The sequence below is a fragment of the Frankia sp. CcWB2 genome (assembly GCF_977927585.1).
The window spans coordinates 31,175-41,587 of the sequence record NZ_CDWRCM010000003.1 but is presented as its reverse complement, the minus strand read 5'-3'; the positions used below and the strand labels follow the sequence as shown (position 1 = coordinate 41,587).

Genomic DNA, 10,413 nt, shown 5'->3' with positions numbered 1-10,413 from the left:
CAGGGCGAACAGCGCGGTCTCGATCGTGTCGAGCGCGGCCGCGTTGGCGGGGTCCAGAGTGAGCAGCGCCTGGCGGCTCGCGGCCCAGTCGGCCCGGGCCTTGGTGGTGAGCTGGCCGACGGCGGCGTCCGCCGGAACCCGCGACGCGGCGGCCTTCACCACGGCGCGCAGGCCCGCCGCGAGGTCGTCCAGGGTGTACGGGTGACCGTCCGGCCCGACGACGTCCAGCCGGACGATGTTTCCCCGGTGGAAAACGACGATGTGGCGGGCCTGGGACGGCCCGGGCCACCGCTCGCTGTACGGGGTGCGCACGGTGTCCTGGGCCGCTCCCGGGATCCGGGTCGTGGAGAACAGGAACGTGTTCTGCGCCATCGACAGCGTCTGGCCGCGCTGGACGACCGGCTCGACCCGCTCGTCGTCGAGGCGCAGCTTGTAGTCGACGGCTGCCGCCACGAGCCCGGCGGCCTGCTCCACCTGCGGCTGCTCGGCGGACAGACCCTCGGCGTCCTTGAACAGGAAGATGTAGTTCGCGTTGAGCGCGATGCGGTCGCGCCGGCCGAGGTAGCGGGAGTCCCAGAAGCCGTCCAGCCAGCTGTGTACGCCCTCGGTGGCTTCGTAGCGCTCCAGCGCCGCATGCAGGGTGGGGCCGGGGCCGCCCGGTGCCTGGAAGGCCGCGACGGCCGCCTCGGTCGTCGCCCGCTCGGCCGGGGTCAGCAGCGGCGCGGACCAGGCAAGGAAACGCTCGCAGCTCTCCGCCAGCGTGGGCAACGGCACCCGGGGCAGCAGATCGTCGTTCGCGAAGGTTCCGGTGGACCGCTGGGAGCTACTGATCGCATTCATGCTGGGCCTCGGGTTGTCTCGGGGAACTCGTCTCGGGGACACGGCCATGGTGAACGCCACGGGCTGCGTTGGGTCCATGGTCGCCGAGCTTCCATGGGTGGCGGGCGTTCCATCGGACATTCGGCTCGTACGGTTCATCCGACTCGCATGATGGCCGGGTCGCCCTCGACCTACCAGCCGTACGGGGGGCACCGCCGGCACCGGTCGCCCGTTATCCCGGCGGAACCGGCCGGGTGGGTGTCGCCGCCGGTCGCCGGCCGGAGGCGGGGTGAGTGGTCGAGGGACTGGTCACCCCGCGCGGCCGGGAGATGTGCAGTTGGGCGTACAGCCAGCCCTCGGCCTCCAGCCCCCGTGGATCGACGCCGACGGTGGACAGCGTGTCGAGCACGAGCGACTGCTCCTCGGCGGAGGCGAAGCGCCGCTGCCGGAAGACGCGGTCGACGTGCACGGTCTCATACCCGAGCCTCGTGAGCGTCGCCTCGACCGGTTCGAACGGGAACATCCGCAGCACGAAGTGGGCCATCCACGGCCTGCGCTCACCGGCCGCGCGGGCCACCCGGGCGATGGTTCGCTCGGTGACGTACCCGAGGCAGCCCGTCGAGACGACGATGTCCGTTCCGGCGAGCCGCTTCCGTTCGGCGTCGGTCGGGTCACGGTCCTCCAGGTTGGCGTGCACGGCGGCATCGAGGAACCCGGCCGCGAGCGCGTAGGAGAGGGCCGGCCCCGAGCTGTCCAGGCCGAGGAACTGGCTCGCCTCCAGCCCGTCGCGGGACCGGACGAGCTCGCGGTCACGGGCGAGCAGCAGGTCCCGGGTCGGCCGCGTCCCGGGCGGTGCGTAGCCCTCGTGCAAGTCGTCCAACGTCACGTCACAGCGGAGCAGCGCGGCGTTGATCCCGTAGGAGCAGCCCACGTCCAGGACCGTCGGCGGTCGTCCCCGAACCATCCGGAATTCCCGGATGAGCTGGCTGAAGTACGGTTTGGCGAGCTGCGGGATACAGTAGTCGAGTTTCCGCAGGGTACTGAAGTAGGCGTGTGGGTCGGGCTGCGTGTAGATGTGGTCGAGCGAGATCTTCCCGCTGTCGTCGAACCGCGTCATCCCGGTGGAGTACGCGGCCTCGGAGGAATTCGTGGTTCCGTCGGAGTCGATGGTCTCGGCAGAATATCTGCTGTCGTCGGAATACACGCGTCTGGCGCTCCTTGTGACGGGCGGTCGGGGCAGATGGGCCGGTGCTGACGCAGCTTGCCGACCGCATTCTGGTCCAGCTAGTCCAGCAGTTGGTCGACGCGGACCGCGCTCTTCTCCGCAGCCAGGTGCCGCGGGAGGACCCGGCCGAAGAGCTGCTTCGTGCGTGCGACACTGCCGACGACCTCGGGGTGCCCGGTGTAGGCGAAGATTGCGGAATGCCGGGCCGTGTCGCCCTCGACCGGGCTCACCCGGTGCATCGAATAGCGGCCCAGGAAAAGCTGGAGATCACCAGGCCGGACGGTGAGACGCCGGACCAGATGGCCGCCCTCGCCCGCCAGCACGGCCCGCACGCCGGCGAAGTTCTCCGCCTGCGCGGACCTGATGTTCGGGCAGTACTCGAAGTCGCCCCCGGCCCGCGGCGCCTGCGTGAGCAGGCTCACCGCGAATTCGTTCGTGTCGAAGTGCCAGGGGTGCTCCAGCCCGGGGGCGATGACGTTGAGGCACAGCCCGGCCAGCGGGTCGGCGAGTTCGTGGACTCTCGGCAGGTCGAAGCAGCCGGCGATGAAATGCTGGAAGAGCTCGCTGGTGTAGAGCCGGTGGACGGCGAATTCGGTGGGAATCTGGTCGCGGGCGACGAAGGCATTCCCTCGCCGCATCGTGAACCGGCCCGGATGATCGGCCGGCAACGACGAGTCGACCGCGATGTTGTAGGCGTTGACCGTCTCGACCTTGTCATACGCGAGCGGAGCGACGGTGGCGCACTCCTGTGCGAACGCGGTGGGCCGGACGAATCCCGGGAGGACACAGCACCCGCGAGTGCGCAGTTCTTCCCGGGCCCACGAGACGATGTCCCGCCAGGCGCGGCTCGAAGGTTCGGTGAGAGGATAACGAACCGTATCGATCAGCTCGCTGATGGACCAGGTTTCCGTCGCAACCATGTGACTCCTCTCCGCCGCTAGGCGGCGGCATCGGGCCGCCGATGGGAACCGTCCACGACCTCGATGTGATGTGTCACATGGTCACCCGATGCTCGGGATGGCGAAAGTCAGTGTGAGATGTCGCACGACTGCGCTCGCATGGGACGCGAATCCAGCTCACATCGCGGCGATGAGAAGCCATGGCCCGGTGCCGTCCCCCGGGGCGCCACGCCAGGCGCTGCTCTCCCCGGGAGACGACACCGCCGACGGCTCGCACCGTGCCGCGGTCCGCGCTCCTGACCGCCGTGTTACAGGACGCCGCGGCGCCACGGTCCGGTGATGGCCGCGGTGAAACCGCTGCCCACCTCGGAGGCGCCGAAGACGTTCGCGAACAGTGTCTGGCCGTCCGGGCTGAAGCAGGCGCCGGCCCATTCGGAGTCGCTGAAGCAGTTCACCGCGAACTCGAAGGCCTTCCCGTCCTGGGTGAGGCCGATCAGCCGGTTGACGTCGGTGATGCCAGGGGCGAGGGGGTGGGTGTCGCCGTCTTTACCGCCGGCGTCGTCCTCGCACAGCAACAGGCTGCCCTGTGGAGTTATCGTGATGTTGTCGGGTGAGTCGAGGACGGACCCGCCGGGTGATTCGAACACCAGGCGCAGCCGGCCGGCGTCGGTGTGACTCCCGCTGGTGCGGCGGCCCCGTCCTGCGGCGGGCTGGTACTGCCAGATCTGGCCGTAGCCTTCCGCGAAACCGTCGGAGTTGACGTCGCCGTTCTTGACGTCCCCGCCGCTGGTGGAGGCGAAGAAGATCGAATAATCTGCTGCCCAGATGCCTTCCAGCCGGTTGAACTTCGCCGCGCCGCCGGCCCAGCCCTGCGCGAACACACTGGTCGGGTTCGGTTTCTCGGCCTCGACGATCGGGTCCGGGTCGGGGTTGTCGATGTCGACCCACTCTACCGGCAGCCACACCCCGCGCCGCTGCCCTTCCCGCAGGTCGACCTGCGGCCTGCCCGTGACCGCCAGAATCTGCAGCAGCCCGCCCTTCTCCAACTTGTCCGGGTCTTTGGGGATGAACCGGTAGAATCCCGAGCCGCGGCCGGAGCCGGAGTCCTCGGTCAGGTACACCACACCGATGCGCTGGTCGACCGCGACCGCCTCGTGGGAGAAGCGGCCCAACGCGGTCAGCGGCACCGATGGGACGGTCGTGCCCGCGCCCGCCGGGACCAGGAAGACGTAGCCGTGCTTCTTGTCGAAGCCGTTCGCCGGGCCGACGACAGTCTCCTCGCAGGTGATCCAGCCCTTGTACCGGTAGGCCTGGCCGCCGGCGCAGTTGACCGTGGTCCCGTTCAGGCCGATGTAGTCGTTGACGATCGTGCGGGTCTTCGGGTCGAAGTCGAGAACCGTGACCCCGCCGAAGGCCTTCGGGTCGTACTTCGTACCGTCCGGGCCCTTGACCGAGCCCGACCCGGCCGGGGACCGGTCCTCGCTGTTACGGATCAGTCGCACCCGTCCTCCGGCCAGCCCGAACGCACCCATGCCGTCGAGGTTGACCGGGTTCGGGGTGTTCGGGTCACTCACCAGCGGCGTGCCGGTCTTGGCCAGCGCCACGTAGCTGAATCCGGCCGGCAGCGCGAGGTACTTGGTGCCGCCCGGCTCGTTGACGGGAGCCAGCGGGCTGAGCGGACCGTAGCCGCCGGTGTAGGGCCCGCCGGTGGGCGGGGGCGGCGCGGCCAGGGCCGCGTTCTCCAGGGCCGGTAGCAGAGCCGACGCCACTACCGCCCCGCCCACGGCCGTCGCACCCCTGCTCAGTAGTGCGCGCCTGTTGATCTGAACCACGTTCAGCCTCCCATACCGATCGTTCCGGACCAGCCGACAGGCTGGCAGCTGCCCACGCAGAGCACAGGAGACAACACGCAGCCAGAATGTTAAGGCTGAATGAAATACGAGGTTGCGGTATCTGGTCGGCATGTCCCGGCAACCCACAGTGCCGGCAACCCATAGGAGTCGAAATGAAATAACTTGCGCGTTTCGAACCCTCCACAGGCCTGTGACCTGCGATGATGCTCTCGATCACGTATTTGTTACTTCATTACGTCCCCATAGTGCCGGCAACCCATAGTGCCGGCAACCCATAGTGCCGGTAACCTACAGTTAGGAACGGAAGTAGGCGTGGTGTCGGCGGGACCGCGGCACGAACCGTCCAGCGGCGTGCCTGTTTTCCTGGCACTCGATCCCGTTCCTTTCCGGTGAGAATCCTGGTGGATCCCCTGTCCGGAAACTCCGGGGCGCCTCAACCCGGCCCGGGCGGCGATGGGCCTGCCGGCGTTGCGGCAGTGGCAGGCGGCCGCCCACCGGAAGTGGGCGGCCGATTATCAGGCCTATCTGCGGGTCCGGCGCAACGACGTCCGGTAGAGCCACATCTGGTATCGCCACGTCCGGTACAGCGACGTCCGGTACCGCCATATCCGGTACCGCCACGTCCCGTACCGGTGTGCCCGGGAGCGATCCCGGCCCGACCCCGCCGCAACGGCCGATGCCCGGAGCCTGATCTGATGCCTGGAGCCGGCCGTCCCGGCGAGGGAGTCGGTCATCGCACGAGGTTTCAGGAACTTACGAGCTTCAGCGCCTGGCGGATCTCGCCGAGACGGTTCCATTGTTCGTTGCTGAGAATCGAGACGGCGGCATGGAACACGCCGTCCTGTTCCTTCGCGATGTGCCTGCGTAGCAGGCTCAGCGCCTCGATGACGCGTGTCGGCCAAGCGGGATCGACCCGGGCGGTGCCGTCGGTCGCCCCGGCGAGCACAGCCTCGATCCGGCGGTGCTCGCTCTGCAGGATCGCGATCTGTTCGGGGAACTCGAGTGCCATTGCGGGGAACAGGCCCTGCTCCTCCACCACCGTCTGTGGATGGAGAACCGCCGACATCTGCTCACAGAGTGCCGCCATCGCCTCGACATCACCCTGCCGATACGCCTCGTGCGTGTCGGCGATGAGATCGATGACCTGGTCATGTTCTCTGATCAGGTCCGCGATCGCCGGCAACGACTGACAGTCGCAGTATTCACGCATAGCGCCCACCTTGGGTAGAAGAAGATCAGCGATGACCCCACGTCCCCACGTCCCCTAGCGCCCCACCGGCAGCGTCGCCATCCCGTCCCCATTCGCACGGCGGTGCTCGTGTCGCGCCGCTCATGGCCATCATCGAATGGCCGGAGCGGCTCCCACACGGCCGATGGTCCTGTCCGGTGCCCTACCAATGGCGGCGGGGCACCGGTCCGCGAGTCACCCTTCCCCACTGTTGATCGGAACGAACGGGCAGCATCCGCGCCCCCTCGGGGACCTGGCTAACGTGATCATCGTCAGTGCGGCGTAACTCCGGTCAGAGCCGCCACATGCCCCTAAACAGCGTTCATGGCGAGGGCAGCGCCCACAGCCGGACCGTGCCGTCCTTGCTGCCGCTGGCGAGGGTGCGGCCGTCCGGAGAGTAGCTCACCGACAACACCCAGTCGGCGTGGCCAGTCAGCGGCTCGCCGAGGAGGCGCGGGTGGAAGCGGTGGGCCGCATCCCGCAGCCCCCACAGCCGCACCGTGCCGTCGAGGCTGCCGCTGGCCAGGGTGCGGCCGCCCGGCGAGAAAGCCAACGCCCACACGGTGTTGGCGTGGCCGGTCAGGGGCGGCTCGAGCGGGCGTGGGGTGGCCGGGTCGGTCATGTCCCACAGCCGGATCAAGTCGTCCATCCCGCCGGTGGCCAGGATGCGCACATCGGGGGAGATCGCTACCGAGAACACGGAAGCGGGGCCGCTCAGGGACCCGGCCAGGCGGGGGTGGGAGCGGTCGGTCACGTCCCACAGCCGCACCGTGCCGTCCCTACCGCTGCTGGCCAGGGTGTGTCCGTCCGGGGAGAACACTGCCGAGGTCACCCAACCGGTGTGGCCGGTCAGGGGACGACCGAGCTGGCGGGCACCGGTCTCGCGCCCACCGAGAGGAGCGGTGACGATCAGGACGGTGCCGGCGACAGCGAGCAGCAGCCCCACGACGGCGACGGTGATGGCGGCGCGGCGGCGCGCCGCGCCGAGGATGCGACGACGCGGGGCGCCGCCGGCCGGCGATGTTCCCGTCGGCCACCTTGGCCGGTGGTGTGCCACCCGCCGAAGGCACCGATGCCCCGGAAAACGCCGATGACATGAAAGGCACCGATGGCGCCGAGGACGCGCCGGTGGGAGACGGCCGTGGCGCCGGCTGGACGGACGCGGGCGGCTGCCCGATGGCGGTGCGGATGTCGTCGTCGAGCCGCAGCGGGATACCCGACCGGGCGATCCAGCCCGGGCCGTACACGCCAGCGGCAGCTTCGGCGAGTTGGCACGCGAAGACGTGCGCGGACGGTGGACGGTCCGCCGGGTTCTTGGCCAGCGTCCACAGGACCACCGCCCCCAGCGGCGCGGGCACCCCGGCCGGCAGTAGGGGGACGCGTTCGAGGTGGTGCTGGCGCAGGACATGCGCGGGCAGGTCCGGGTCGAACGGTGCCACGCCGGCCAGTAGCTGGTAGAGCACCATCCCGAGGGCGTACAGGTCGGTGGCCGGCTCCAAGCGGCCGCCCATGATCTGTTCGGGGGCCATATACGGCGGTGTTCCGATCACCGCACTCGCGATGGCCCCCGACTCGCCGACGAATTTCGCGACCCCGAAGTCGACGACTTTCAGCAGGTCGGTAGTGTCGAAAAGAATATTGTCGGGCTTGATGTCGCGGTGCAGCACCCCTTTGCCGTGGGTGCAGGCCAGGGCCGAGGCCACCGCGAGTCCCACCGCGCAGGCCGTCTGTGGGTCCATGTCGGCCCGGCGCCGGGTCAGGGTTCCCCCGCCGAGCATCTCCATGACGAGCAGGTGCAGATCGCCCGTCTTGACGTAGTCGTAGACTCGGACCACGTGCGGATGATCCAGGCTGGCGAGGATCCGCGCCTCGGCGGCGAACCCGGCCGTGCCCCGCATGCAGGACCTTGACCGCGACATCGCGCTGCAGGCCGCGATGCCAGCCCGCCGGCACCAGCCCGAATCCGCCCGCGCCCAGCTGGTCGCCCAGCTCGTAGCCGGGCAGCGCGGCGGCCAGCCGAGCCCGGTCAACAACCATCACAGGGGCCCGGCCTCATGCCAAGATTCACCGGTCCTTACAAATCTATATATTTCCTCCAGCGTGAGGTGTGATCCTAACCGGGGTCCTTCATGGGCTGGTCGGGTTGGTCTTCGGGTTGACGATCGGCCCGCCAGTGGAGAAGGTCAGCACAGGCAAGGCTGTTCGCGGGACGTGTGTCCCCCTCACCGATCACTCCAGCGGTGCGGTACCGCTCTCCTGAGAAGATGTCTCCGGTGGGTGGGCGGGAGCCTGGTTCACTCGGCGAGGAGGTCGAGGATCTGCTGCCCGTACTTGGCGAGTTTGTTCTCACCGACGCCGCTCACGGTGGCGAGTTTGGCCAGGGTGGCCGGCACGCGCACCGCGATCTCGCGCAGGGTGGCGTCATGGAAGATCACATATGCGGGGACGCCCTGCTCCTTCGCGACGTCGGCGCGCCAGGCGCGCAGTCGCTCGAACACCGGCATTGCCTCCGCCGACAGGTCGGCCGCCGGTGCGGCGTGGCGGGTCTTCGTGGTCCTGGCCGCGGTCGTGGTGGCCGCGGTCGTGGCTGTAGTGGTGGGGGCGCGCTCCGGCTCGCGCCGCATCGGGACCGCGCGCTGTCCGCGCAGCACGTCGGCACTCGCGTCGGTGAGCACCAGGGTGCCGTACCGGCTCTCGACGGCCAGCAGTCCCTGCACGAGGAGTTGGCGCACCACGCCGCGCCACTCGGGCTCGCCGAGCTCCGTGCCGATACCGAAGACCGTCAGGGTGTCGTGACTGTGCTGGGTCACCTTGGGCGTCCTCCTGCCCAGCAGGATGTCGATGAGGTGGCCCGCGCCGAACTTCTGGCGGCGCTCCCGCTGCAGTCGCAGCACGGCCGACAGCAACTTCTGGGCGGCGATCGTGGCGTCCCAGGACTGCGGGGGTGCCAGACAGGTGTCGCAGTTGCCGCACGGGGCGGTGTCACGCTGCCCGAAGTAGGCGAGCAGCCCGATGCGGCGGCACTCGACCGTCTCGCACAGCGCGAGCATGTCGTCGAGGTGTCTGCTCTGCTGCCGGCGGTGCGCGGGGTCGCCCGGGGACGTGTCGATGAGCTTGCGCAGCTGCACGACGTCCTGGAGACCGTAGGCCAGCCACGCGGTCGAGGGCAGCCCGTCCCGCCCGGCGCGCCCGGTCTCCTGGTAGTAGCCCTCGATCGACTTGGGCAGGTCGAGATGGGCGACGAAGCGTACGTCTGGTTTGTCGATGCCCATGCCGAAGGCGATGGTCGCGACCATGATGATGCCGTCCTCGCGCAGGAAGCGTGCCTGGTGCTCGGCGCTGGCGCGCGCGTCGAGCCCGGCGTGGTAGGGCAGCGCCGTGATCCCGTTCGCCACCAGGAAGTCGGCGATCTTCTCGGTGGAGGACCGGGACAGGCAGTAGACGATTCCCGCATCCGCGGCGTGCTCGGTGTGTAGCAGCTCCAACAGCTGCGCCTTCGGCTCCTTCTTCGGCACGATGCGGTACTGGATGTTCGGACGGTCGAAGTCGGCTACGAAGTGGCGGGCGTTCTCCAGACCGAGCTCGGTGGCGATGTCGTCGTGCGTCCGCGGGGTCGCGGTGGCGGTCAGCGCGATTCTCGGTACGTTCGGCCAGTGCTCGCGCAGTGCCGACAGCTCGCGGTAGTCGGGCCGGAAGTCGTGTCCCCACTGCGAGACGCAGTGTGCCTCGTCGATGGCGAACAGCGCGATCTCGCCCCGGTCGAGCAGCCTGACCGTCGCGTCGGCGCGCAGCCGCTCCGGCGCCAGGTAGAGCAGGTCGAGGTTACCGGCGAGGAAGGCGGACTCCACGTCGCGACGCTCGTCGAACTCCTGCGCGGAGTTGAGGAACCCCGCGCGGACGCCGAGCGCCCGCAACGCGTCGACCTGGTTCTGCATCAGCGCGATGAGCGGTGACACCACGACGCCGGTGCCGCCCCGCACCAGGGCGGGGATCTGGTAACAGAGCGACTTGCCGCCGCCGGTCGGCATCAGGACGAGCGCGTCGCCGCCGTCGACGACATGCTCGATGATCTCCTGCTGGCCGTCCCGGAACGACTCGTAGCCGAAGACGCGGCGCAGCACCTGCGCGACGTCGCTCACGGATCGACCAGGGGGCGCGGATCGACCAACGGGAAGGTCATTCTGGTCACTCTATGAGCCGCTGCTCCTCACCGGCTGGTCGCCCGGGCGGACGCCCGGTAGGACGGAAAGACGACTATGGCGAGGCGACACCGTCCGACCGTAGTTACGTGGACCGATTGCCGCGTTTTGCCTCGTTCCCCCGCCTCGTTCCCTCCAGATGCCGTTTCGGGAAGCCGGCCGAGGCACGTACGGACGCGTCATGGGACTC

General features: G+C 69.1%; 8 protein-coding genes. All 8 read right to left on the bottom strand.

What is annotated here, in order from left to right:
- On the bottom strand, positions 1 to 840 hold an 840-nt coding region (locus ACY45C_RS01180), incomplete at its 3' end, for a choline/carnitine O-acyltransferase (RefSeq protein WP_462185823.1).
- 211 nt (positions 841 to 1,051) lie between these two features.
- On the bottom strand, positions 1,052 to 2,023 hold the full coding sequence (locus ACY45C_RS01175) for a class I SAM-dependent methyltransferase (RefSeq protein WP_462185822.1): 972 nt from the start codon (positions 2,021 to 2,023) through the stop codon (positions 1,052 to 1,054).
- A gap of 80 nt (positions 2,024 to 2,103) precedes the next feature.
- Entirely contained in the window at positions 2,104 to 2,964 is an 861-nt protein-coding gene (locus tag ACY45C_RS01170; protein ID WP_462185821.1) for a HalD/BesD family halogenase, read from the bottom strand.
- A gap of 287 nt (positions 2,965 to 3,251) precedes the next feature.
- Positions 3,252 to 4,775: an alkaline phosphatase PhoX gene (locus ACY45C_RS01165; protein ID WP_462185820.1), complete on the bottom strand. Its 1,524-nt coding sequence runs from the start codon at positions 4,773 to 4,775 to the stop codon at positions 3,252 to 3,254.
- Positions 4,776 to 5,541: 766 nt separating this feature from the next.
- Positions 5,542 to 6,006, bottom strand: a complete 465-nt coding sequence (locus ACY45C_RS01160; protein WP_462185819.1) for a hemerythrin domain-containing protein — start codon at positions 6,004 to 6,006, stop codon at positions 5,542 to 5,544.
- 340 nt (positions 6,007 to 6,346) lie between these two features.
- Positions 6,347 to 6,856 (bottom strand): WD40 repeat domain-containing protein, encoded by a 510-nt coding sequence (locus ACY45C_RS01155; protein ID WP_462185818.1) that lies wholly within the window; start codon positions 6,854 to 6,856, stop codon positions 6,347 to 6,349.
- The gene (locus ACY45C_RS01150) at positions 6,804 to 7,922 is read right to left on the bottom strand and encodes a serine/threonine-protein kinase (protein WP_462185817.1); all 1,119 of its coding nucleotides are present in this window, start codon (positions 7,920 to 7,922) and stop codon (positions 6,804 to 6,806) included. The genes ACY45C_RS01155 and ACY45C_RS01150 overlap by 53 nt, the downstream gene beginning before the upstream one ends.
- Positions 7,923 to 8,318: 396 nt before the next feature.
- Positions 8,319 to 10,163 carry a DNA helicase RecQ gene (gene recQ, locus ACY45C_RS01145; RefSeq protein ID WP_462185816.1) on the bottom strand — a complete coding sequence of 615 codons (1,845 nt, stop codon included), beginning with the start codon at positions 10,161 to 10,163 and terminating at the stop codon, positions 8,319 to 8,321.
- Between the last annotated feature and the right edge of the window lie 250 nt (positions 10,164 to 10,413).

Bases quoted from the DNA above. Each gene is read 5' to 3' on its own strand.
- ACY45C_RS01170 (WP_462185821.1), bottom strand. From the start codon at position 2,964: ATGGTTGCGACGGAAACCTGGTCCATCAGCGAGCTGATCGATACGGTT.
- ACY45C_RS01160 (WP_462185819.1), bottom strand. From the start codon at position 6,006: ATGCGTGAATACTGCGACTGTCAGTCGTTGCCGGCGATCGCGGACCTG.
- ACY45C_RS01150 (WP_462185817.1), bottom strand. From the start codon at position 7,922: ATGCGGGGCACGGCCGGGTTCGCCGCCGAGGCGCGGATCCTCGCCAGC.